This window comes from Phascolarctobacterium succinatutens, assembly GCF_023497905.1.
Classification (GTDB): domain Bacteria; phylum Bacillota; class Negativicutes; order Acidaminococcales; family Acidaminococcaceae; genus Phascolarctobacterium_A; species Phascolarctobacterium_A succinatutens.
Window position 1 is genome coordinate 2056132 of sequence record NZ_CP097284.1, and the last position, 23339, is coordinate 2079470.

General features: G+C 43.0%; 29 protein-coding genes, 1 tRNA gene and 1 pseudogene. 19 read left to right on the top strand and 12 right to left on the bottom strand.

What is annotated here, in order from left to right:
* Positions 1–58: 58 nt before the first annotated feature.
* Together M5E81_RS09825 and M5E81_RS09830 are read left to right on the top strand one after the other, a co-directional pair.
* Complete coding sequence (locus M5E81_RS09825; RefSeq protein WP_249747405.1) at positions 59–1246, top strand: aminotransferase class V-fold PLP-dependent enzyme; 1188 nt, start codon at positions 59–61, stop codon at positions 1244–1246.
* Positions 1236–2129, top strand: coding sequence for a selenium metabolism-associated LysR family transcriptional regulator (locus tag M5E81_RS09830; RefSeq protein WP_249747406.1), 894 nt, complete (start codon positions 1236–1238; stop codon positions 2127–2129). Before M5E81_RS09825 ends, M5E81_RS09830 begins: the two co-directional genes overlap by 11 nt.
* A gap of 59 nt (positions 2130–2188) precedes the next feature.
* On the opposite strand, the gene M5E81_RS09835 is transcribed toward M5E81_RS09830, so the two are convergent.
* The 5 genes from M5E81_RS09835 to M5E81_RS09855 form a co-directional block, all read right to left on the bottom strand.
* Complete coding sequence (locus M5E81_RS09835; protein ID WP_009146009.1) at positions 2189–2605, bottom strand: universal stress protein; 417 nt, start codon at positions 2603–2605, stop codon at positions 2189–2191.
* A gap of 1 nt (position 2606) precedes the next feature.
* A complete protein-coding gene (locus M5E81_RS09840; protein ID WP_009146008.1) occupies positions 2607–3044 on the bottom strand; it encodes a universal stress protein in 438 nt (145 codons plus the stop codon).
* Between the two features lie 120 nt (positions 3045–3164).
* On the bottom strand, positions 3165–3554 hold the full coding sequence (locus M5E81_RS09845; protein ID WP_249747407.1) for a hypothetical protein: 390 nt from the start codon (positions 3552–3554) through the stop codon (positions 3165–3167).
* 17 nt (positions 3555–3571) lie between these two features.
* On the bottom strand, positions 3572–4957 hold the full coding sequence (locus M5E81_RS09850) for an NAD(P)/FAD-dependent oxidoreductase (protein ID WP_009146006.1): 1386 nt from the start codon (positions 4955–4957) through the stop codon (positions 3572–3574).
* 67 nt (positions 4958–5024) lie between these two features.
* A complete protein-coding gene (locus tag M5E81_RS09855; RefSeq protein ID WP_249747408.1) occupies positions 5025–5453 on the bottom strand; it encodes a DUF190 domain-containing protein in 429 nt (142 codons plus the stop codon).
* 181 nt (positions 5454–5634) lie between these two features.
* Here M5E81_RS09855 and M5E81_RS09860 point away from each other — a divergent pair, with 181 nt between their 5' ends.
* On the top strand, positions 5635–6018 hold the full coding sequence (locus M5E81_RS09860) for a thioesterase family protein (RefSeq protein WP_249747409.1): 384 nt from the start codon (positions 5635–5637) through the stop codon (positions 6016–6018).
* A 65-nt stretch (positions 6019–6083) separates the two neighbouring features.
* On the opposite strand, the gene M5E81_RS09865 is transcribed toward M5E81_RS09860, so the two are convergent.
* The 3 genes and pseudogenes from M5E81_RS09865 to M5E81_RS09875 form a co-directional block, all read right to left on the bottom strand.
* Positions 6084–6902, bottom strand: a complete 819-nt coding sequence (locus M5E81_RS09865) for a PD-(D/E)XK nuclease family transposase (protein WP_249747410.1) — start codon at positions 6900–6902, stop codon at positions 6084–6086.
* 318 nt (positions 6903–7220) lie between these two features.
* A complete protein-coding gene (locus M5E81_RS09870) occupies positions 7221–10031 on the bottom strand; it encodes an N-6 DNA methylase (RefSeq protein WP_249747411.1) in 2811 nt (936 codons plus the stop codon).
* Positions 10032–10058: 27 nt separating this feature from the next.
* A pseudogene (locus M5E81_RS09875) lies at positions 10059–10463 on the bottom strand (DNA methyltransferase); the annotation flags it as partial.
* A gap of 79 nt (positions 10464–10542) precedes the next feature.
* Between M5E81_RS09875 and M5E81_RS09880 the strand changes: the two are divergent.
* The 8 genes from M5E81_RS09880 to M5E81_RS09915 all read left to right on the top strand — a co-directional run bounded on the left by M5E81_RS09880 (position 10543) and on the right by M5E81_RS09915 (position 16633).
* Complete coding sequence (locus tag M5E81_RS09880) at positions 10543–11106, top strand: transposase (RefSeq protein WP_249747006.1); 564 nt, start codon at positions 10543–10545, stop codon at positions 11104–11106.
* Positions 11037–11918, top strand: coding sequence for an IS3 family transposase (locus M5E81_RS09885; RefSeq protein ID WP_249747005.1), 882 nt, complete (start codon positions 11037–11039; stop codon positions 11916–11918). The genes M5E81_RS09880 and M5E81_RS09885 overlap by 70 nt, the downstream gene beginning before the upstream one ends.
* Before the next feature lie 24 nt (positions 11919–11942).
* Positions 11943–12608 carry an ABC transporter permease gene (locus M5E81_RS09890; RefSeq protein ID WP_249747413.1) on the top strand — a complete coding sequence of 222 codons (666 nt, stop codon included), beginning with the start codon at positions 11943–11945 and terminating at the stop codon, positions 12606–12608.
* A 14-nt stretch (positions 12609–12622) separates the two neighbouring features.
* Positions 12623–13537 (top strand): sensor histidine kinase, encoded by a 915-nt coding sequence (locus M5E81_RS09895; protein ID WP_014081148.1) that lies wholly within the window; start codon positions 12623–12625, stop codon positions 13535–13537.
* 445 nt (positions 13538–13982) lie between these two features.
* Positions 13983–14423, top strand: a complete 441-nt coding sequence (locus M5E81_RS09900; RefSeq protein WP_033120017.1) for an RNA polymerase sigma factor — start codon at positions 13983–13985, stop codon at positions 14421–14423.
* The gene (locus M5E81_RS09905; protein ID WP_087361314.1) at positions 14404–14661 is read left to right on the top strand and encodes a helix-turn-helix domain-containing protein; all 258 of its coding nucleotides are present in this window, start codon (positions 14404–14406) and stop codon (positions 14659–14661) included. Before M5E81_RS09900 ends, M5E81_RS09905 begins: the two co-directional genes overlap by 20 nt.
* A 427-nt stretch (positions 14662–15088) precedes the next feature.
* Positions 15089–15325 (top strand): MerR family transcriptional regulator, encoded by a 237-nt coding sequence (locus M5E81_RS09910; RefSeq protein ID WP_117524131.1) that lies wholly within the window; start codon positions 15089–15091, stop codon positions 15323–15325.
* Between the two features lie 3 nt (positions 15326–15328).
* Positions 15329–16633: a tyrosine-type recombinase/integrase gene (locus M5E81_RS09915; RefSeq protein WP_118670314.1), complete on the top strand. Its 1305-nt coding sequence runs from the start codon at positions 15329–15331 to the stop codon at positions 16631–16633.
* A 234-nt stretch (positions 16634–16867) separates the two neighbouring features.
* On the opposite strand, the gene M5E81_RS09920 is transcribed toward M5E81_RS09915, so the two are convergent.
* Complete coding sequence (locus M5E81_RS09920) at positions 16868–17173, bottom strand: helix-turn-helix transcriptional regulator (protein WP_249747414.1); 306 nt, start codon at positions 17171–17173, stop codon at positions 16868–16870.
* Positions 17174–17305: 132 nt separating this feature from the next.
* On the opposite strand from M5E81_RS09920, the gene M5E81_RS09925 reads away from it, so the two are divergent.
* The 8 genes from M5E81_RS09925 to M5E81_RS09955 all read left to right on the top strand — a co-directional run bounded on the left by M5E81_RS09925 (position 17306) and on the right by M5E81_RS09955 (position 21862).
* Positions 17306–17749 (top strand): hypothetical protein, encoded by a 444-nt coding sequence (locus M5E81_RS09925; protein WP_249747415.1) that lies wholly within the window; start codon positions 17306–17308, stop codon positions 17747–17749.
* The gene (locus M5E81_RS11450; RefSeq protein WP_419720838.1) at positions 17665–17943 is read left to right on the top strand and encodes a sigma-70 family RNA polymerase sigma factor; all 279 of its coding nucleotides are present in this window, start codon (positions 17665–17667) and stop codon (positions 17941–17943) included. Before M5E81_RS09925 ends, M5E81_RS11450 begins: the two co-directional genes overlap by 85 nt.
* Before the next feature lie 477 nt (positions 17944–18420).
* Complete coding sequence (locus tag M5E81_RS09930; RefSeq protein ID WP_249747416.1) at positions 18421–19038, top strand: peptidoglycan recognition protein family protein; 618 nt, start codon at positions 18421–18423, stop codon at positions 19036–19038.
* Between the two features lie 193 nt (positions 19039–19231).
* The gene (locus M5E81_RS09935) at positions 19232–19459 is read left to right on the top strand and encodes a DUF1659 domain-containing protein (protein ID WP_249747417.1); all 228 of its coding nucleotides are present in this window, start codon (positions 19232–19234) and stop codon (positions 19457–19459) included.
* Positions 19460–19984: 525 nt separating this feature from the next.
* The gene (locus M5E81_RS09940; RefSeq protein ID WP_009144403.1) at positions 19985–20398 is read left to right on the top strand and encodes an HTH domain-containing protein; all 414 of its coding nucleotides are present in this window, start codon (positions 19985–19987) and stop codon (positions 20396–20398) included.
* Positions 20374–21342 (top strand): IS3 family transposase, encoded by a 969-nt coding sequence (locus tag M5E81_RS09945; protein ID WP_050787068.1) that lies wholly within the window; start codon positions 20374–20376, stop codon positions 21340–21342. Before M5E81_RS09940 ends, M5E81_RS09945 begins: the two co-directional genes overlap by 25 nt.
* A 109-nt stretch (positions 21343–21451) precedes the next feature.
* Positions 21452–21664 carry a DUF2922 domain-containing protein gene (locus tag M5E81_RS09950; protein ID WP_249747418.1) on the top strand — a complete coding sequence of 71 codons (213 nt, stop codon included), beginning with the start codon at positions 21452–21454 and terminating at the stop codon, positions 21662–21664.
* A gap of 21 nt (positions 21665–21685) precedes the next feature.
* Complete coding sequence (locus tag M5E81_RS09955) at positions 21686–21862, top strand: YvrJ family protein (RefSeq protein WP_210684100.1); 177 nt, start codon at positions 21686–21688, stop codon at positions 21860–21862.
* A 139-nt stretch (positions 21863–22001) separates the two neighbouring features.
* Here M5E81_RS09955 and M5E81_RS09960 read toward each other — a convergent pair.
* From M5E81_RS09960 to M5E81_RS09970, 3 genes are all read right to left on the bottom strand, one after another.
* Positions 22002–22078 (bottom strand) — tRNA-Arg (locus M5E81_RS09960).
* Positions 22079–22174: 96 nt separating this feature from the next.
* Positions 22175–22783: a hypothetical protein gene (locus M5E81_RS09965; RefSeq protein WP_249747419.1), complete on the bottom strand. Its 609-nt coding sequence runs from the start codon at positions 22781–22783 to the stop codon at positions 22175–22177.
* 87 nt (positions 22784–22870) lie between these two features.
* On the bottom strand, positions 22871–23209 hold the full coding sequence (locus M5E81_RS09970) for a hypothetical protein (protein ID WP_009146478.1): 339 nt from the start codon (positions 23207–23209) through the stop codon (positions 22871–22873).
* Between the last annotated feature and the right edge of the window lie 130 nt (positions 23210–23339).

The window sequence follows — 23339 nt, forward strand, 5'->3', positions numbered from 1 at the left end:
TATTAGCTTTTCAGATAATTATATGATAGAATAGGCGTAACATGAGGAGGTACGGAAAATGCAGCAAATTTATCTCGACAACGCCAGCACCACCTTTCCCAAGCCACAGGCAGTTGCTGACGCAGTTTATCAATATATTACACATGCAGGTACCAACATCAGCCGCGGTACCTGCGCGACCACTACCGAGGACCTTGTTTTTGCCACTCGCGAGCAGCTTTGCCGCTTTTTCGGCGGCGAGGACAGCAAAAATGTTGTCTTTACGAAGAACATTACCGAAAGCCTGAATATCATCATCAAGGGACTGCTGCACAGCGGCGACCATGTGCTTGTTACCGCTATGGAGCACAACGCCGTCATGCGTCCGCTCCAGCAAATCGGCACAGAGCTTACTACTGACAACGCTCCCACCGATGCCATCACCTTCAGCCGCATCCCCTGCGACGCAGATGGTGCACTGCGTTTAGACGCTTTGCCGCAGCTTTTGCGCCCCAACACCAAAGCAATCATCATGACGCACGCCAGCAATGTCTGCGGCACGCTGCAGCCCTTGGCGGCAATCGGCAGCTTCTGCCAAAAGCATAACCTGAAATTCATCGTCGACAGTGCGCAAAGTGCCGGCGTCGTTCCCATCAACATGCAGGAAATGCACATCGACGCTCTCGCCTTTACGGGGCACAAGGGACTTTTGGCACCGCAAGGCATCGGCGGCTTTGTGCTGCTTGAAAGCATGATTGACGAAATAACACCGCTCATCGTCGGCGGCACCGGCAGCCTCAGCCATACGGAGCACCCCCCCCGCTTCATGCCAGATAAATTCGAAGCAGGCACGCTCAACCTTCCGGGCATCGCCGGTCTGCACGCTTCCCTCAGCTGGCTGCAGCAGCAGGGCATTGATAAAATCCGCACGCACGAGCTTACGCTTACGCAGCAGTTTTTAGACGGACTGCAACAATCAGAAGCGCAAAACTTATTGCGCATTGTCGGCAAAAGGAACTGCAGCGAGCGCATAGGTGTTGTTTCTATCAGTACAGATATAACAGATATCGCAGAGCTGGCCTTCATCTTAGCGGACAGATACGCCATCGCCACACGCGTAGGCCTGCACTGCGCCCCCAACGCTCACAAAACGCTCGAAACCTATCCCACGGGTACGCTGCGCTTTTCCTTCGGTTGGCACAATACTGCCGAGGAAGTCAATATTGCTCTGCAAGCATTGAAAGAGGTGCTCGCCCATGGACTTTAAACAGCTGCAAAGCTTTGTCACCGTAGTGCAGGAGGAAAGCTTCACGCAGGCTGCAGGCAGGCTTTTCGTGTCGCAGTCCACAGTCAGCACGCACATCCACCAGCTGGAAAGCGAGCTTAACACCAAGCTGATTCTGCGTACTACCAAAAGCCTGCAGATAACACCCAAGGGACGCGAGCTTTACGAATACGCACTGAATATTCTGGAGTTAAAGGAGCGCATGATTCAGGCCTGCTCCATCGAAAGCCGGCGTATCATCCACCTCGGTGCCTCCACCATCCCCTCAGCTTATATCCTGCCGCAGCTTTTAGCCGACTTCGGCAAGCTGCATCAGGATATTTACTTCATCATTCACCAGAGTGACAGTCAAGGCATCATCAACGGCCTGAAGGACGGACTTTTCAACCTTGGCTTTATCGGCATGAGCTGCGAGGACAGCGACTTCTGCTGCCAGCCTTTCTGCAAGGACCGCATGGTAGTCATAACTCCGGTCAACGAGCATTTTCTGCAGTATAAGCAACAAAAGGAAAATGTGCTGCCGGAGCTTTTACGCGAGCCGCTGATTCTGCGCGAAAAGGGCAGCGGCAGCAAAAAAATGGCAGATAACTTTCTGGCGCACAGCGGTATTTCCGAGGACGAGCTGCAGATTATTGCCCGCGTCAACGATCAGGAAACCATCAAAAACCTTGTCGCCGGCGGTATGGGAATTTCCATTATCTCGGAAAAGGCAGCGCACAACTTTCTGCAGGAAAAACGTTTGCTGGTCTTCGAGCTGCCACAGGTCTTTTCCGAACGCAGCCTCTACCTCATCTACCGCAAAAATTATCTGCTGCCAAGCTACGTCAAGGAATTTCTCGGCTTCATCAGCCAAAGCAAATTATAAGCATAACAAAACGAGTACGCACAGGACGAATCCCGGCGTACTCGTTAATTTTTACATATTTACTTGACGATTGTCACAGGCACATCAGCGTTTTCCACTATGACGCTGCTGACACTATTGCGGAACAAGCCTTCCAAAACTCCCATGCCTCTGCTACCCAGCACGATACCGTCACATTCCTGCTCACCTACAGCACGCAGGATACTTTCGGCAATATCGTTGTCGTTTTCCAGCAAATAGGTACAGTCAATGTTCTTGCCGCTGAGAATCGCATGTGCGGCATCAAGCACTTCATCACCCATCTGAACATACAGGCAATCGCTTCCAAATTCCACAATATGCTGTTTCATTCTGCCGGAAAGCACCGTCATAACCACCAGCGAGCCGCGCGTATAGCTTACAAGCTCACAGGCATATTCCAATGCTCTCCAGGAATGCTCCGTACCGTCAATAGGTACAAGAATGCGTTTCAGCATTTTATTTTACAATCAGCACAGGTACATTTGCATATTGAGCAACCTTAGAGCTTACGCTGCCAAGGAAGAATTCAGCAATACCGGAAAGGCCACGGCTGCCGATTACAATTGCATCTGCGCCGGTCTTTTTAGCCATGGCAATGATGCGTTCGGACGGATGGCCAACCTCCAGGCTGAATTTGGTTTCGCCTTCGTAGGTGCTCAGACGCTCCTGCGCCATTTCGAGAACCTTGTCACCGATTTTCTCCAGCTCACTGTTGCCCTGGCTTACAGTTGCGTGATCCAGAGGCACTGCCAGCAAAGCAGCATTGTTATATGGTTGGATTACATTGATTACATGCAGTTCGCCGCCAAACTTTTTGCCAAGCTCTACAGCAGTATCCAGTGCTCTCCAGGAGCCTTCACTGCCATCTACAGGAACAAGAATCTTTTTAAACATAACAACGCACCTCCATAATAATGCACATGTTGTAATTTATTTATTATATTTTTTACAAGAAGAGGCTTTTTTTCTTCTTACGTTATATATTCTGCTTTAGCGCAAAAAATCCTGCCTGAATTACTCGCGGCCGCGATTTTTTCTTTTTTCGTGGATGCGGGCAGATTTCTTGCTGAACTTTTTCGGTTCGTCAGCCAGCTTTGCCAACTCGGAAGGAGATTGCTCCTTAGCCTCGGCAAAGTTTTCGCCCTTCACAAAGCGGAAATAAATCGCAATGCCGGCAATCAGCACCAGAGGAATGCTGCCGATAATATAACGGTAGCTCTGCGGTGCAGCCATTGTGATAAAGTCATAGATAACGATACATGCAGGCACCAGAATAATCTGTCCCACGCGGGCGAGGAATCCGTCCTTACCCATAAAGCGCACTACCATGCCATAAGCAAAAAAGGCTACCGCAAAGGAAACGAAAGACATAAATACCAAAAACGCAAAAAACTCAAAATTCATCTAAAAAAGCACCTTCCTTAATTCTTCTGTCCGCAGGCACGGGCACCAATGACGCGCGCAGCCCAGACACCGCTGGCACTCGCCTGCGATAATCCGCGTGTAATACCGGCACCGTCGCCTACCGCAAACATATTCGCAACCTTGGTTTCCAGATTACTGTCCAGTTCGAGGCGTGCGCTGTAGAATTTCACCTCTACGCCGTAAAGCAGCGTATCCGCATTTGCCATACCTGGAGCAATCTTATCCAACGCATAAATCATTTCAATAATATCATCAAGATGGCGTTTAGGCAAGACCAAACTTAAATCTCCCGGCGTTGCACTGAGCGTCGGTTTGGTAAAGCTCTTAAGCATACGCTTTTCATTCGTGCGTCTGCCCTTGACCAGATCGCCGAAGCGCTGCACCAGCACTCCGCCTCCCAGCATGTTGGAGAACGAAGCGATGCGCTTGCCGTACTGCAGCGGCTCGTGGAAGGGTTCGGTGAACTTGCTGCTCACCAAAAGCGCAAAGTTGGTGTTCTTGCTGTGCATTTTGGGGTCGCGGTAGCTGTGGCCGTTAACCGTAATAATGCCGTCCGTGTTTTCCGCAACCACATAGCCGTAGGGATTCATACAGAAGGTGCGCACAACGTCATTATAAAGCGAGGTACGGTACAAAATTTTTGCCTCATACACCTCGTCGGTGATATGCTTGAACACCTCTGCCGGCACCTCCACGCGCACGCCGATATCCACCTGATTGTTGATAAAATCAAGGCCCATCTTGGCGCACTGCTCAGTGTACCATTCCGCACCGGCGCGACCGGGAGCGGCAATCAGATACTTGCAGGCAACCTTCTCGCCCTTGTTCAGCTCCAGCACGAAGGTTCCGTCCTCCTGACGGCAAATTTCTTCAACCGCGGTATTGCAGCGGATTTCAATCTTATCCTCCAAAAACTTATGGATGTTTTCCATAATCACGAGGTTGTTTTCCGTACCCAGATGGCGTACCTTGGCGTTCAGCAGATGCAAGTCGTATTTCAACGCCTGCACGCCTATTTTGCTGTTCTTGGTAGAAAAATATTCACCGGGAGCACCATGACGGCAGTTCAGCTCATCAACATAATCAATCAGCTCTATAACCTTGTCCTCCGGCAGATATTCGTTCAGCCAGCCGCCGAATTCCGTCGTAAAATTATATTTGCCGTCCGAAAAAGCACCGGCACCGCCAAAACCGCGCATAATGCTGCAGGGGTTGCAGTTAATGCAGTGGTCAACCTTCTTGGCTGCCAGCGGGCAGAAGCGCTTTTCTATCGTATTGCCGGCCTCCAGCATAATAACCTTCAGTTGCGGATACTTCAGCACAAACTCATAGGCGGCAAAAATTGCGGCAGGACCGCCACCGATAATGGCTACATCATACATAAATTCTCCTCCTCGTCATATCCCATAAAAAAACCGCAGCCTCATTTTTTAACTGCGGTTTATCAGCTTATTGCTGTTGTTCCTGCTGCTTGCGCAGGTAGCTTGGCTGCGGCGAGCCGTTTCTGATATCCTTGTATCCCTCTGCCGCCTTACGCATAAAATCTGTTACCAGATAATCAACCTCACCCATCACCACTAAGGCATGGGTTGCATTCTTTTCCAAGAAAGGCAGAATCTTTTCGAGGTTCTCCTTTTTATCTACCAGCTCCACAACAACCGGGAAATTGGCATTGCCGCTGATAAATGTGCTGACAGCACGGCCGACCCCGCGCACCTTGCTGGCATAGCCTTCAATACCCTTGATAACAGTACCGCCGGCAAGGCCCAAAGAGCGTGCTTCACGCAAAATTGCTTTATAAAGCGGAATATCCTCAAAGAGAACATCCTCGCCTGTATAAATCTTTAAATACGAGGTTTTGTTAAATTCTAAAGCCATGGTTCTACACCTCCAGCCATCATTTCATTTTTGCTTATATTATTATAATTCGGCGCTAAGTAAACAATTCCTGCAATATACAGGCAAAAAATTCTTATCATTGCATTTAGGACTTGTCAGCAGAACGATAATACTTTATGATATAAGCGTATGATTTGATTATTGAAAGAGGGTATAAAGCATGACAAAATTACATACCGGACTTACCGGCACCGCTAACGTAACCGTAACCGAGGCTAATATTGCCGCTACTATGAAAAGCGGCTCCCTGGCTGTTTTTGCAACTCCCGCTATGTGCGCACTTATGGAGGAAGCCGCCTGCGCCGCAGTCAACGCTCATCTGGAGAAAGGCAGCGGCACTGTAGGCATCAGCTTGAATATTACGCATGACCGCGCTACCGCTATGGGCGACAGTGTTACCGCTACCGCTAAGCTGACTGCGGTTGACGGACGCAAGCTGACCTTTGAGGTTAGTGCTGCGGACAGCAAGGGGGTTATCGGTAAGGGTACGCATGAGCGTTTTATTATTGATAATGAAAAGTTTATGGCAAAGGTGAATAGATAATTCGGGGATTTTTAAAGGCGTTCTACCGCAGTTCGGTAGGACGCCTTTTGGTGTTTAATGTGGTGTTACGCGCTCAGCTTGGAGGCCAGCTCACGCACCTCTGCTTCCGAAAGCTTGGAAAGGCGAACTGTTCTTTCGATGCTTTCGCCTTCGCTCAAAAGATCTTTGGCAAACTCCAATCTGCTGGCATACATACCCTTCTTTTCAGCTTTTTTCGCAGCTTCTTTTTCTCTTTTTGCTACAAATTTTTCAAATACATCGCCCATGTTCGTCAACCCCTTTTCTGTTTCCTTAAAATATCTTGCCTTTTCTGCTAATTCCGGATAATACATATCATTCGGATTACTACAGTTGAAATCGTGCATCAGGCGTCCGAGTGGTGTGTTGTCCTTAATTTTATTATTTACATAAATGATATGCGAACCATCCGCAAAAGCTACATTGTTTTCTTCGATTCTTCTGTTGATGTGGTATATTGGCAATCCGCCCTTCAGCACATCATACTGCGTGATAAAGATAACGTAATTATCCGGTAATTTTTGGTATACTTCACCCTTTGGCAAGCTGTGAGCGTCCAGCAGGCTCAAATGATAGCGCGCTCTGCGTGCTGCAGCGCCACTGCTGTGGTTCTGTACTTCTACATTGAAGAGCTTACCGTTTTCTTCCTGCGCCAAAATGTCCAGCTGCAAGTCATGTCCTGACATGTTTTTCAGCTTCTGTTGCGTTACGGCTTTTACCACTTTTATCTTATCATTATTCAGGATAATTCGCAATAACAGCGCTGTACGCTCCGTATCATTTTCAAAGACCTTATTCATAAAAATATCATCCATTAAAGTTAATTTGGCAATGGATTCTCTGGTATCCGCTCTCAGGTTTACCATTCGTTCAACTCCCTCCTTCAAAAAACGCCTTATGTACTACTCAATAATACATAAGGCGTTCTCAATGACGCTGAGACGACTATACTTCGGGCAGGCGTGCAAAATCTTATGGGTTTATATTATCAGAAAATTGCATAAATATCAAGAATGATTTGAAAATTCGGTAATTGTGTTTGAGAAGTAAGGCGTTCTACCGCAGTTTGGTAGAACGCCTTTGGTGTTGGTGGGTGTGACTCTTATACGCTCGATAAACTCATGCTAATACAGACTAAAAGACGATTTAAAACAAGCATGTAGCATTCTGAAAATGTAATTTTATTATATATACGGAGTTGATGATTCTGCAACCATAGCTATATCGTTATAGCCAAAACGACTACCACAATCAAAAGAAGCAACATCATTTACAACACCTATACGGGTACTTTGCATAGAAAGCAATGAGTATACAATAGATGGCAAATACTCTTCAACTCCAAAAGCTTTCATCACTGTCTTCTCAAAAACCATTCTATCTATCGAAGATAACTCTTCGCGTACAGGCTTAATATCTCTGTTCAACAAAGGCTTAAAGGCCTCAATAATTTTGTTTCTATAATTAGGGGAAACTAATTTAGGATTAAACATTCTACATTTAGCAATATTCCTACTATTAATATCTAATGCTCCTAATCCTCTTCCAAAACCAGAAGCTTCAATATAAAACATTGTAAACACAGAATTAAGTAAAGCATGTTCAAGTTCAATATCATCATATCCCTCTTTAGCTTTCAATCCTATAAGTCTTTGGTTTATAAAAGAAGGTTTGTCAAATTTTGCAAAAAACAACCTTTTATCAGGATTCATTGCAGTAAAAATATCTACAATTTCATTATCTTTAAGTTCATACCATTGCATTCCTCTTCTAGCTAGCACTAATGGTAATGGCTTGTTTACACCATTAACTTGATTTTCAAATTGCTGAATCCATCTAATAGCCCCTACAGAACCTTCTAATCGAAGCTCTTCAATGGACTTACTACAGCAAAAAGCATCAGAAGCAGCATTTGCTATAAGTCTACTAACATTCCTAGCACTTATCAAAACCTTGCGTAAATATTTACTTTCAATACCATGTCCTTGTGCAGGATAAAACATAGCATCCCAGCCACGCCTACTCCCTCTCTTAACATCAAAAACTTCACTTATTGGAACAGTTTTATTAGATAAATCCAACAACCAAGTTACATTATGAAATAATGCATTATAAGATAATTCCAGCTTTTTCAAAGAATCAATCTGTTCCGGAGTATATCTTGATAATTTTACTATATCCGCATCAAGTTCTTCTTCAAGTAATGCAGAATGTATTAACTTTTCCTCCCATCTTTCATTAGTTTCAAATTCATTCAAAGATTTTTTCCATAAATAGAATAAAGTATCACTACTATTATCATCACACTTCTTTTCTAATATCATTATAGTAGTTACTACATCTGCATTTTCAAACCATCTTCCTTTACCGCTAATATGTATTTGCTTAATATTAAACAAATTCTTTATTACGTCAATAAAACTATCGCCAGCTATAGTAGCTAACCACGAATTAGATGTTATTATTCCAACATAGCCATTACACTTTAATAAATTAGAAATAGCCAATATAATATAGCTATATAAATCAGATCTACTATTTAAATCATTGCTATATGGAACAGACATCATTAAGGCCCTATCATCTTCTGGTATAATTTCAAAAGGCACAAAAGGAAGATTTGAAACGATAGAACCAAACTCCGGCAACATCAAATCCATTTCATTTCCATTAACAGGATCCGTAATTTTAATAATCTCATCAACTTTTAAATTCAAAGCATTATGTTGAAAAATTCTGTTTGGAATATATATACTATCATGTCCAGCCATACTAATATTAGCAACTTGTAACGGAAACTTATTTTTATCAGAAGCCCAAACTGTAGATATTGCATTTTTAATGTTCATTTTTTCTTTTTTTATTCGAAGTACTTCTCTAGCTATTGTTCCCGTACCACAACATGGATCAATAATATTATCTCTCCAATCCCTTACCGTCAGTAAAACCAATAATTTAGCCAATTCAACTGGTGTAGAATATTGTCCATTAATTTCCCGTTTAGTACTATTAACAGTATTCTCCAAAACATTTTGAAGAACACTTTGGTCTATAAAATCTGTTCCATTATTCTTCAGAAACAAGGATAATTCAACAAAATCTCTCCATGCCATATCTGGAATTAACGTATCAAACTTTATAGACGAAAATATATTAAAAAAGTCACATTTACTTGTTATTTTAACGAATATGATATTAGCATCTTCTGGAGTTGTTGTTTCATTTATATTATCAACTGCACGAGCAGGATTCTGCCACTTTTTTATAATATGCGAAAAAATTATTCTATTAGCCCAGTTTAGAATAATATTTTTAGCATATGCTTTATATTTATCTTCTTCATCATACTTATACTCAACTTTTGTTGTAGACCACCAGTTATCAATATAAGCACCCATACGTGCATCTGAAACAACGCAAGCTTTTAACGATTCAGCAACCACATCTTTATTTCTTCTAATAAGCATAGAAATTACATTAGTAGATAAAGCGTCACCTAAACTAGCTTTTCTTATAGTTCCAGAAACAAATAACTGATTTAACTCAAGTAAAACTACCTTTAATAATTGCTCCCATTTATCTCTATATACTTGTACATCAGCTCTGGTTTTTATAAAACTAGTTTCATTCCATGTTTTTAATAGCCTAAACTCATCAGTATGTTCATCCAAAACGTATAAATGCACATAAGTAAAATTCCACAATACACAACTGTTAAGATTTAAAGCTCTAGCTTTTCTTTGAGCATCGGAAATAAAAGTAGCATCATTTATAGGTACATCAGGCATTTTAGCTTCCCAGCCTTCTAAAATTACTGACTGTTCTGTATTGCCGTATAAAATTACATCTGGAAACATAGTTAGGCCTTCCGATCTAATAGTGTTTTCTCCACCAGACTTTTTGATAGCAAGATTATTAGCTGCCACAAATTCATTAATCTTCGATATCAAATCAATAACCCAACTACGCTCATTGCGTCCGATTTTTGTAGACATAATAAAATCCTCCCATCATTCTATATTCTAAATAGACTCATTTCTAGCAGATAACAAATTAACCAAGGTTAAGCTTTTCTTACTATCTTCATCCAACATAGAAAATGCTTTTTTTATTCTTTTTGAAGCTATTTCTATATAATCAACTTCTTTTTCTTTAAACAAAGCAATATTTTCATTTTTTTCAATACCTATGAAGTTTCTGCCTTCTAACAAAGCTGAAACCAAAAAACTACCACTGCCACAAGTATTATCAAGAACAATATCACCTGGGTTAGTATAAGTTCTAACTAAATATCTACCTAATTCCACAGGCTTTTGAGTAGGATGCCAAACCTCTCCTTCTGATTCTGCCGTCTTAAAATATATAATATCAGTAGGATATCTCAATCCATCACTATGAACGTGAGCCGGTTGAAAATCTCCATAACTATGATATGTACCCCCAATACTGGACACCCAGTATGATATGTACCCCCAATACTGGACACCCAGTATTGGGGGTATTTTAATGAAATACAGCTATAAGTTCAAAAGACAGTGTGTAGAATTATATCGACAAGGTAAATGGCCTGAAACGCCTAAAGATATAACAGAAAAAAATTTCCACAATACAATCCGAGTTTGGGTTCGGATAGAAGATAAATGTGGTCCAGAAGCATTAAGACATAAAAATCAGAGAAAAACTTGGTCAGCAGAAGAGAAATATGAACTTGTAGCCAAAGTATTAGCTGGTGCGTCAAATAAGGAAACAGCTATTTCTGCAGGAATTAACGCTGGACTCTTGTATCAGTGGGTTAGATGCTATAAAATTAAAGGGTATCAGGGATTGGTCGCACAACGAAAAGGACGACCACCCAAGGAGCCTGAAATGAAGAAAAAAATAGAGCCGGCAGAACTTACTCCATCAGAACGAGAAGAAATGATTCTGCTCAGAGCAGAAAATGAGCGCTTGAGAGCGGAGATTGCTATTGTAAAAAAAGAGATTGCCTTGAGAGAAGAGAGATGCGCAGCGCAACTCAAGGCGAAAAAGCTGCGCTCGTCCAAAAACTGCGTGAAGAAGGTTACAAACTGAATTATTTGCTGGATGCGATTGGACTGTCGCGTTCAACGTACTATTACGAGCTTAGCAAGACAGATAAAGTTAGCGAACGAAATGCCGACTTATCATCCGAAATTATTGTTATCTTCAACGAGAACAAAAAGCGATATGGTGTAAGGCGCGTACATAAGGAGCTTCTGAATCGAGGTTTTCGAGTAAATCACAAGCGTGTCCAACGAATCATGAATCAGCTTACCTTGTTTGGAAAATGTCCCAAGGAAAAATACCACTCCTATAAAGGCGATGTTGGCAAAGTTGCTGATAATATCATCAATCGAGATTTCAATACCGAAAAACCTTTGCAAAAGTGGACAACCGATGTATCGCAGTTCAATCTGCCTTGGGGCAAATGTTATCTTTCTCCGATTTTGGATATGAACAGCAATGAAATAATCTCTTACAATCTTTCTCTACATCCAGATATGGCGCAAATAAAGGACATGCTGAAAAAGGCATTTAAAGGTTTTCCTTCTGTAAAAGGTCTTATTATGCACTCAGATCAAGGATGGCAATATCAGCATGCATTTTATAGGAATGAATTGCAAAAGCACGGAATCATTCAATCAATGTCTAGGAAAGGTAACTGCTATGACAACTGTATTATGGAAACTTTCTTTGGCAGATTAAAAAACGAGATGTTCTACGGATTTGAAAAAGATTACCCTTCGTTTGAATCTTTTTCAAACGCTATAGCTGAGTACATCGATTATTATAACAACAAAAGAATTCAAGCTAAAACAAAATGGATGCCTCCCTCTAAATTCAGAGAAGCATCCATGATGTAAATATAATTATTCAAATTTTTAGCGGTGTCCAGAAAACTGGGTACATATCAGTGTTATCTATCTAGTGAAATACCAACGTTTCAAACTGTTGCCCGCTCATCTCTTGCATATACAGCCTTTTTCTGGATTATTGGCATTTTATTTGCAACCATATTTTTTACAAAAGAATATAATACGGGTACAATCAAATTATCTGTTGCATACGGCACTAAACGAACTATTCTCTACTACACCAAAGCGATTACAATATTGGTGGTGTCTCTGATAACGTATCTGATTTTTGTAGCTACATTTTTCGTTATTGAAATCATACAATCCGGTTACATTCCAACTGCGAGTGAAGTAATAAACCTTTTGGGATGGGCTCTTGCTTGCGGAACGGTTTTATTAGCATTAGAAAGCATTTCTATTTTTTTATGTGTCGTTATTCAAAATACAGGGATTGTAACAGGGATTTGCTGCTTATATGTATTTAGTGGAGCGTCTGTTTACTTAATGCTATGGAGTGATATGGAGACGGTTTCAATACCCTTAAAATTTTTTGTATATGGAAATCCTATGTACTATTGGATGAATTTCAGCTCTTGTCGCACAATGGGTATTATTGAGCATTTACCATTCTATTTCATAGGGTGCATTTCTCTTTTGATTGTTGGCGGTCTTATTATGATTAGAAAAGAAATCAAGTAAAAGGGAGGTAGAATATGGGTTGGGCGATTATGTTTCTTGTTCTGATAGCATTGGTCATTATCCTTTCAATTTCTTTAATTAACTGGAAAATACAGATATATAAAGTAATCGTCCAACTAAATGCTATTCTGAATAGAAAAACGAAAAAGTTAGTTACAGTGTCTTTATCTGATAGGCGGTTAGAGCATTTGGTTGAAATCATAAATCAGATTGTATCAAAAGATAATATTTATCTGGGCGAAATTCAAAAAAAGGAGAATGAATTAAAAGAGAATATTTCTTGCCTTTCTCATGATTTACGGACACCACTAACTTCCATTCGCGGATATTTGCAACTTCTATCAAGTGCGCCTGATGAAAAAAGAGCGGAATATATTTCAGCATTATCCGGAAAAGCATTGAGATTAGAACGTCTCATAGATGACTTTTATCAAATCTCTCTTTTAGAAGCAGGACAATATCCATTTTACTATGAAAAGGTTGAGCTATGCTCATTGCTTACTGAAATCCTGCTAGACAATTATTCGATTTTCAGCGTTAATGGAATTGAACCCCAAATAGAAATACCTAATATGGACATCTATCTTAATGCTGACAGAAAGGCGTGTATTCGCATTATACAAAATCTTATATTCAATGCGGTAACATCCACTACAAATAATGTTGTAATTCAACTAATTAATATCGCAGATTCTGTACAACTCTGTATTAAAAATCCTGTTGCATCTATTCCTACAGAAGAATATTCAAAACTGTTGGAACGCTTTTATGTAGCAGATGTTTCAAGAAGTAATGGTACGTCTGGACAAGGACTTTACATTGTGAAAAAGCTATTACTTATGATGAATTGTACAAATCCAATAATTGAAATACATGACCATAATTTTATGATTACGATTGATTTTTCGCCCTTACTCATAAAGAAATAATCTGCCGGACGACGGCAAAAGAAAAAAAGCCGTCGCAAAGCAGAGGTATTTTCACGCGCCATTTCTAAATTACGGCGGCTTTGATTTTCAGAGCCGCCGTTTCTTTTTGCGCGACGACCCATAGCCATATAAAACGGCGGCTTTAGGAGGTAGCCGCCATGAGCGATAAACCATATCGACAATATTCTACTTTCTTTGACTTATCAAAAAAAGCCCGACCATCGCCGGGGACACTTCTACCCTTAGATATGAACTGTCAAATCATCTGAATACCGCTTTCAATTCCCTTGCGCTTGTCTGCGTCTTGCAGACAGGCGCATTTTGCATTTTCGGGAGGTTTTTTCAAAAAAGTTTCGCTTTCATTCGGCGTTTGAAAAAATCGCCTGTATTATCCCGCGAAAAGGGGAGGTACTACCTACCTTTCGGCACGAAAGGAGGTGAGAACATGGAACCTAATCGCGTGGAATTTCAGAAGCAATGTATCTTTCAAAGTTTCTGTAAACGGGTGCTGCACAACGAAGCCTGCAACGCCCATGAGGAAATCCGGCGTCGCAGAGCAAAGGAAGTGTCGTTTTCCGACCTTGCCTTGCATGAGGAGCGGCAGCTTTACACGCTTGACAAGTATTTTCAAGACGAAGAAGCCGAGCCGAGCTATCAGCAGGCGGGAAAGAAAATCACGCCGAAGCTGTTGCTTGAAGCAATCCGCACTTTGCCGGAAGAAAAAAGGAAAGCTATCATGCTGTACTATTTCGAGGGCATGACCGACGTGGAGATTGGAAAGTTATTCAATACGTCGCGCAGCACGATACAGTACAGACGGACAAGCTCTTTTGAAATCTTGAAGAAATATTTGGAGGAACACGCTGATGAATGGGACGAATGGTAAACAATCTGACTTCCCGGACGTTGCCCTTGTTCCCTATCCTGTCATTGTGGCAGCGACAAAGGGCGACCCGGACGCTATGAAAATTGTCTTGCAGCACTTTAGCGGTTACATAGCGAGCCTTTCTATGAGAAAGCTCTGCGACGAGCGCGGAAACGTCTATTTTGGCGTTGACGAGGATATTCGCCAACGGCTGCAAGCAAGGCTAATGAGGGCAATCCTCACATTTAGGGCTGAATAGCTGCACCGATACCGAAACGTCTTAACCCCTTTTTCGTTTCGTATCAATCCGCAGCAGCCCCGTATGTTCCTTGACAAAGAAAGCGACGCAAGATAACGGCGACGCAGTATAGGGCAAACCGGGTACGTCCTTTTTGCGCCGAGCCATACAGAGGGTGCGCCATGACGCTATTCCCCTATCGGGAAAAGCCGAGCGAGAAACACCACGATGGAAAGCAAGTTAGCAGCTTGCGGGCGACGACACGCATTGAGGGGAGATAAGCCTTTACAGCCACAGTCCGAGCGTTCAGAGCGTCGCAGGCAATGGGTAAAGCTGCCTTAAATGAGCAGGGGTGCAATTCCCGCGAGGTTGTGCTAACAGCCGCCCGGTTAAAGCCCACTTTTTGTAACTTGACTTTTTAGCCATTTATGAAAGGGGGTATTTTCCTATGGCAAAAAAGGAAACAACAAGCCCCGCTATCCCTGTATTCCCTATGTTAAAGACCGTTGAGCAAATGAGCAAGCTTAGCGGTATCGGGGAAAATAAGCTGCGCGAGCTTATGGATAGCGGCGAGCTTGAATATATACAGAATGGAAACCGCCGTTTGATAGCTGACGCTGCAATCTGGGACTGGTATCACAGGGCAAAGACGACAGCGAAGCCCCCGGCACGACAGGGAGGTTAAGCTATGGCTATATCAACAAGGCAGGTTAAGAATAAACGCGACAGCAACGGCGTACTGACCGGGCGACCGGGAACAGTTTACGACGTGAATATCAAGTACACCGCCCCGAATGGGGAAAAGAAAACCTATTCCAAAAAGGGCTTTCCGACAAAAAAGGAAGCAACGCAGCATGAAGCAGAGATGAAAGCAAAGCTCCATAATCCGGGGCAGATTGCGTCTATCGCTTCACAGCGGAAACAGACCGTTGCAAGCTATCTGAATGAATGGGTGGAAAGCTATGCAAGAGTGAACTTGCGCCCCTCTACTTACGACGGGTACAAAAAGACGATTGCAAACTATATCAATCCCTATATCGGCGGCGTTGCCCTTAATCAGCTTACCCCCGCTATGGTAGACAAAATGTTTCAGCAGATTATTGACAAAGGCTTGAAACCGTCCACCGCAGCCGGGGCAAAGCGTGTTTTGAGCGTGGCGTTGAGCCATGCCCGGAAATACCGCTATATCGAAACAAACGCAGCAAAGGACACGCTTACGAAGTTTGGAAAGAGCGACAAGACCCCCGACCCTTATACGCCGGAACAGGTAAAAGCCCTTATGCAGCGCGTCGAGGGTACCGTTTGGGAAATGCCCGTTATCTTAGGCGGGCTTTACGGTATGCGCCGTTCTGAAATCCTGGGCTTGCGCTGGCGTAATGTGGATTTGGAAAACAACACCTTTGACGTTTCCGAGCAGCTACCCTTTAAGGTGCCGCCGAAAACAAAAGTCATTGAGGAAATGGCACCGCCGAAATCCAACGGGCGAAAGCTGCCTATCACAGAGCTTGCCCGCCCGTTCTTCCTCAAACAGTTTGCTATGCAGGAAGCGCAGCGCGAACAGGCAGAAAAAGACGGAAAACCATACTATGACAATGACCTTGTTGTAGCGAAGCCGGACGGTTCCCCTATCTCCGCGTCGTGGGTATCTTCCCAGTTTGGAAAACTGCTTGAAGATTTGGATATGCCGCATATCCGCTTTCACGATTTACGCCATACGGCGGCTACGAATATGCACCAACTGACAGGCGACTTCTACACCGTAGGCGAAGTGTTAGGACATACGCTTGCGGGTATCGGCGTATCGCTTGGACTGTCTATGAACTTTGAAGCTGTTACCGCCCGTTATGTGGACGTGCGGCTTGAACGCAAGAAAGAAGTCTTAGACGCTTATCATGGGGCGGTCAAACAGTCTGACCCGGCAAAGGCAGAGAAAGCCGAGCCGAAGAAAGCAAAGAGCGCGGCAAAGAAAAAGAGCAGCGATTTAGAGCTTTAACCGCTGTATCTCTTTACCGCTTCTTATATCGTTTTATAGCCCCGCGTGGGATTTGGGCACCATTTGGGCACCATTTACCGAAAAAGCACCACTAATACAGGCGATAAAAGAAACGCCGAGAACCCGCAAAAACATAGAGTTTATGCGGGTTTCCGGCGTTTTCTAATCCCTCAACCGACCTAAAATCATCTTGCGGCAGAGAGAAAAATTCTACTATTTTTTATTATCTCTCCCTCAATCCTCCCCCTTCCTACTCCACTTCCTCTGCGTCACCCTCGCAAGCTCCTGCAGCAAATACTCCGGACGCATCTCCAAAACAGCAGCAATCCGCAAAAATACAACAAACCTCAAACTCTGCCTGCCGTTTTCAATCTTAGTCATCGTCCTCCGAGAAACCCCTATCATCTTGGCAAACTCCTCCTGATTTATCCCCAACGCCGTTCTGTGCGACCCTATAAGCACACCCAGCTCCACTAATTCCTGTAAATATTCCGCATCCGACAACACTGCTGTATACAAGTCCTTAAGTCTTTTTCTCATCCTGTCACCTCAAAATATCACTATTTTGCTAACAGCGTATTACAAAAAGAGCAGCGAAAACGTATATGTAGCATATCTGATGCATATACGAATCTTTTAAATTTTCCGTGATATAATAACTCCATCAAGAGCTTGATGCAGTACAACACAGAATTCTGCTATACGCGGTCAACGAACCGCCACAGAAAGGAACTGGCGAAAATAACCAATCAACCAAACAAAATCCATAATGCGGAGCGTTATACTCCGAAAGAACTGAAGGAGCTGATCCTTGCTGCACAAGCAGCAGACGAAAAGGCTATCGAATCGCTTTGCGAAACCTTTAAGCCGCTTATACTCAAGGAAAGTCATTACCAAAGCATCTTCGATATTTTAGGCGAGGATGCGGTCAACACTGCCTGGGTTATCTTTTTGCAATTTATAAAAAATATAACGGTAATGATTTTGTACATCTGCCGGGACTTATTCAATGTCATTTGCGCTATGAGCTTATGCATACAGCCTGCAGGCAGAACTATTGCAGTAAAGAAACATCCTTGGAAAAAGCCTTGGAATATCTGGGCTATTCTCCCCTAGATGCACCAACCTTTAACATGGCACTCAAACAGGCTATGACAAGACTTACCGACAAGGAGCAAATTGTTTTACGCTATTGCTACGAAGCCAGACTTACGCAGGAGCAGACAGCAATAAAATTAGGCTGCAGCGAACGCAGTATACGTCGTTATCATGCAAAAGCATTACATAAACTAAAGCAAATATTGGATTAACATCAGAGGCGTTCTACCGCAGTATAGGTAGAGCGCCTTTTGCTTACGCTCTGCTTCTACCGCACTTTACGTCTATCCTTTAGGTAGTATTATTTAGAACAAGGTTACTACTAGCTTACGCTAGTAGTTTTTATCACCGCAGAAGAAATAAAGACCGAAAGAAAAATATTAAAAAGAAAGTGAGAAAAAAGAAGATTCACTTATACAATGGGGCATTTTTGCTCAAAGCGGACAAGCGAACGCAATAATTTTTAAAAACTTTCTCAGCCACTTTTATTGGCACGTAAGAAAATCCCAAGGGCGAAGATTTTTAAAATATTATCAAAAAAATTTTTCTCAGGCTGTCCGCTTTTGTCATTTTAAGCCCATTGTATAAGTTAGAGGCAAAAACAACACACTCCCGCCTCTTGCAGAAAGCAGAATCCGGATATGCAAGTAAGCGCATGGGAGAAAAAATACAAAGGAGCTTTTTAATATATGCTTGTAACAAATCCCCGCAGAATTAATCATGAACAGCTGCGAATCTTGGCTAAAAATGCCAAAGGCGGTATCACCAACATCTATCTGCATTGGACGGCAGGAACCTACGACCAGGTTTTTGATGATTACCACATCAACATCGGCGAGCATGGCGAGCTTTACCTCACCTGCAACATGCTGCGCGAATATAAATCGCATACCTGGCGTCGCAACAGTCGCTCCATTGGCGTCACTCTCTGTTGCGCTAAGGATGCAATCCTCGCCTACAAATGCAATCCTGTGTTTGGCGCATATCCACCGACTGAACTTCAAGTGGAACAGATGGCGATAGTAGTCGCTATCCTGTGTCACGAGCTGGAGCTGGAAATCAATAATGATACAGTTCTGACGCATGCCGAAGCAGCCAGTCGCGACCAATATGGTCCCGGTCAAGGTGATCCCGATATGCGCTGGGATTTGTACATGCTCAAAGGCATGCCGGAAACGAGGGCCCTGCGCCCGGGAGGCGTGCTGCTGCGAAAAAAGGCTCTGGCGTATTTGCACGGTATGCTTAGGGACAAGCTGCTGCAGCCGCATGAAGCGGAAGTGGAGCAGCCTGAGCTGCTGGCGGCGTAAGGGCACAACGCCTAGCGCCGACAAAAAAGCCTCTCCTTGGGGAGAGGTGGCAATCGCGAAGCGATGACGGAGAGGGGTTTAATTGCTAAGCATAATGACAGCAGTCCCCTCTCAGTCGCCTACGGCGACAGCCGCCCCAGGGGAGCCTCTCATCTACCCATTATTTTTTCATCATCGAAAGGAGTTTTAATCTATGGCAGAAATCAATCAGGAAATTTTGAAACGTACTCTGGTAATCAACGTTGAGGATGGCACCGGTGCCGACGGCACTACTAAGTATAAGGCGAAAAACTTCAACGGTGTCAAGACTGACGCTGCACTGGACAAGGTGTACGATGCAGGCACTGCCCTCGGCGGTCTGATGGAGAAGCCTTATAAGGATATTGAGCTGACCGAGAAAAGTGAGCTGGCGGAAGCGTAAGCAGAACGCCAAAGTAAATAAGTAGGAGAGCCTCTCCTTGGGGAGAGGTGCCGAGCTTGTCGAGGCGGAGAGGGGTTCTGCCTAAAGCAACATTGCTTTCAGTCCCCTCTCAGTCACCCTATCGGGTGACAGCTCCCCCCTAGGGGAGCCTCTCTGCTACCCTAAATTCTCACAATAAGCATTTAACTTAAACAATCATCATATAATGTACCCATAGTCATGGACAGTTTGGTAGGTAGTATAGAAAGCGATATGGGCATTAAAGCAACATAGTCTACATGAATTATATTTGCATTTATGACTTAAGTGTCCCTTTAACTTATTGTTTAAATCTGGACACTAAGAGAGAACGAAAAGAGAGTTACTTTGGACAGTTTTCAAGAAAAATACTAGAATTGGACAGCTTTCTTTTGGTCAATCCCTAAAAATGGACACTTTTTTCTTTTCCTTGGTCTTAAATCGTTTTTGAGCGACTTTTTCCCAAACTGTATGTTATACTATGGATAAAAGGCGGAGGTGCTCAAAATGGCTGTAAAGCGCTTTACTGAAGAGGAAATGGAGCTGTTACGTAAGAATCCATACACCTACAGAGTAACTTATAACATGTTATTATTGACGGTAGAGTTTAAGGAGAAATTTTGGAAACTTTACCTTCAAGGTTTTTCACCAGTGTCTATTTTTAAGGAGTTAGGATATGACCCTAATATTTTAGGTGCTTACAGAATAAACAACTTCACTTTTAAGCTAAAGAAGGCAATGGAATCTGGAAAACCTCTCACTCAGGGAGTTGGTGGTGAAGTAAAGCCTCCACCTAAGAATAAAAATTATAGCGATTTGCCATTCGAGGCAGCGATAGCATCTATGCAGTACGAACTCTCATATCTTAGACAGGAGGTAGATTTCTTAAAAAAGCTGTGCTCTTTGGACAAATCAGACTAGCACGTGAAATATCTCTTGGGTTGTCGAATAGAAAATTTCAATTGATTCATGATTTAGTATCTAAGCCAGATAATCAATTGAAAGTGTCCCATTTATGTAAACTCGCTCATGTTACTAGATCTGGATACTATAATTGGTTAAGCAATATGGATTCCCGTAATGAACATGAACAGAAGGATAGAGCAGATTTTAGTAAAATTCTTGAGGCATATAAATTTAAGGGCTATGACAAAGGCATTCGCGGCATCCATATGAGGTTGTTACATTTGGAGAAGCCAGTGCTGATGAATCTTAAAAAGATAAGGCGGCTAATGGTAAAGTACAATTTGAGATGCCCAATTAGAAAGCCAAATCCATACAGGCAAATGGTAAGAGCTTTGAGAACCAATAAGGTTGCTCCTAATCTTTTGAACCGGGAATTTAAAGAACATGGACCTAGAAAAGTATTGTTAACAGATATAACTTACATACCATTAAATGATAAATACTGTTATTTATCTACAATTCTAGACTCCTATACAATGCAAGTATTAGGATATTGTCTGAGTGATTCTCTGGCAATAGATTTTGTGTTGGAAACTGTTAATATGGTACTAGCAAAGCATGGTAATGAAATCTCTAGTGAAACTATAATTCATTCCGACCAGGGTTCACACTATACAAGTTATAAATTTATGCAGTTAGTCCATGATGCTAATCTTAGGCAATCCATGTCAAGAAGAGGAAATTGTTGGGATAACGCACCACAAGAGAGCTTTTATGGACACATGAAGGACGAAATACATATATCTAAATGCAAAGACTTTGAGGCCTTAAGAGCTGAAATAGATAGGTGGATGGATTACTACAATAACGATAGGTACCAGTGGAAGTTAGCCAAGCTATCCCCAAACGAGTATTATGAGTATGTAAAAACAGGCCTTTACCCATTGAGGATATTTTAATAAAAACTAAGAAGCAGCGGTTCCGGCAGGAACTGCTGCTTCTCTCTTTCTCTTAAAAATGTCCTTGACAAAGGGTACGGTTTATCATGACACAAAGGAGCAATCAAACATGGAAAAATCTTTACAACTCGTCTTTAAAAACGCTGCAGGCAGCAGCAAAATCATCACCATCTCCAACCCCAAAGAAAACCTCACCAAAGCCGAAACCGACGCAGCCATGCAAAAAATCGTCGCAGCCAACGTTTTCAACACCATCGGCGGTGACCTGGTACAAGCTGTTGAAGCTCGTGTTGTCAATCGTAACGTCCAAGTTCTGGCGTAAAAAAACTAAGGAGTGATCCTCATGGAATTTGACAGACTTCTCTCCGCTGCTGCGGATTACGGTTTCCCCATGCTCGTCAGCTCGTATCTTCTGGTCCGTATGGAAGGCAGAATTGAAAAGCTGAGTGCCAATATCGACACCTTAACCCGCGTGCTGCAGGAAAGACTTGTGATGCAATTTCCATATGCACAGCAGTAAATAGTATATACAAGCAAAAATATACTAAGAACTAATCATATGGCAAAAGAGGCTGTTATACCCAACAAGTACGGCAGCCTCTTCTTCATTAAAATACTAAAACCGCCCCCAAACCTAGTCTGGGAGCGGCTCTTTCATTTGGTGATCCCGGCCAGAATCGAACTGGCGACCTACCGCTTAGGAGGCGGTTGCTCTATCCTACTGAGCTACGGAACCATAACAACAGCTCAGGCAGAACTCAAGCCTTTCCACCCAAGCTGTATTAAATATTATACCGCAAAAACAAAATACTGGCAATGAGGAAACAGCAAGTTATGCGTCAGCAAGCTTCTCCTCTTTTTCCTTTGCCAAAAACTCCGCCACAGCAGGCAGATTAGCAAAAATAAACTGCTGCGCTGCCTGCGGATAAAGGTTAATATAATAAATCTCTCCGGTGGCTTGTCTTACACGCTTTTCGGTAACAATACCCAACGCAGAACCCTTTTCTGTCGGAATTTTATTGCGCCCATCCTCGGGCAACTGCAGATAACCGGTATTTTCCAACCATCTGCCAAGCTCCACCGTAGTAAGATTATGCATTTCCTTATCTGCAAAGGTATCATTAATATATTTTACAAGCTTTGTGATATTAGTAGCTTCAGTCATAGGCTGCAGCCTGCTCAGGTCATCCTGCTCCACAACAAAGCTGCTTTTAACTGCCTTAGGAGTTTTGGGTGCAACCTTAAAGCTCGTGCTCTGCGACACCAGATTCATAATCTTGCCGTAAACAGCAATAACCTCTGCGGCATCGGCAAGCGCCTCCTGTACCTGCGCGCTCTGCACAACCTCCAGCGACAGCTCCTCTTCGGCAAAAGGATGTCTGTTTTGGCTCATACGGTGAATAACATTGTAAGCATTGCGTAATTTGTTGATATCCAGCATCTGCATTTCTCCTATTCTTCACACAATTTTTATAAACAAAAAGGCAGACTCTGCTAAATCAAGAGTCTGCCCTAAAACAATCAGAAGTTAATGTGCTTCTGCCAACACCTCAGCGGCAATATCGTCAGCCATTCCCGGAGGCATGCTCCATTCAACACGCACGCCGGTTTTACCCCAAAGACGGGTGAGCGCTACCTGAAACGCCTCCTTACTGGAAAGCGGCTCCAGCGTTATCGTAGCAAAATCACGAATAGTATCACCCTGCGGTACATCCAGGCTCAACGGAGTTGCCAGATACTTCTCGACAGCAGCCTTGGCTTCGGCAACAGCCTCCGGCAAGGTTACTACGGCAGTCTTATCCGCTTCGTTATATTCTACATAGCCATAATGGCAATTATAATTCAAAGTTACAGCATAATTACTCATTTTAATCCCCCTCTGCTCTTGTTACTAATTATAACAACTTAAGCACATAATATCAATATAAGGATTTAAGTAAGCAATTAAAATATAAGTCTTTTTTAGCTCGTAATCCTTGATAAATATGATGCGGCAC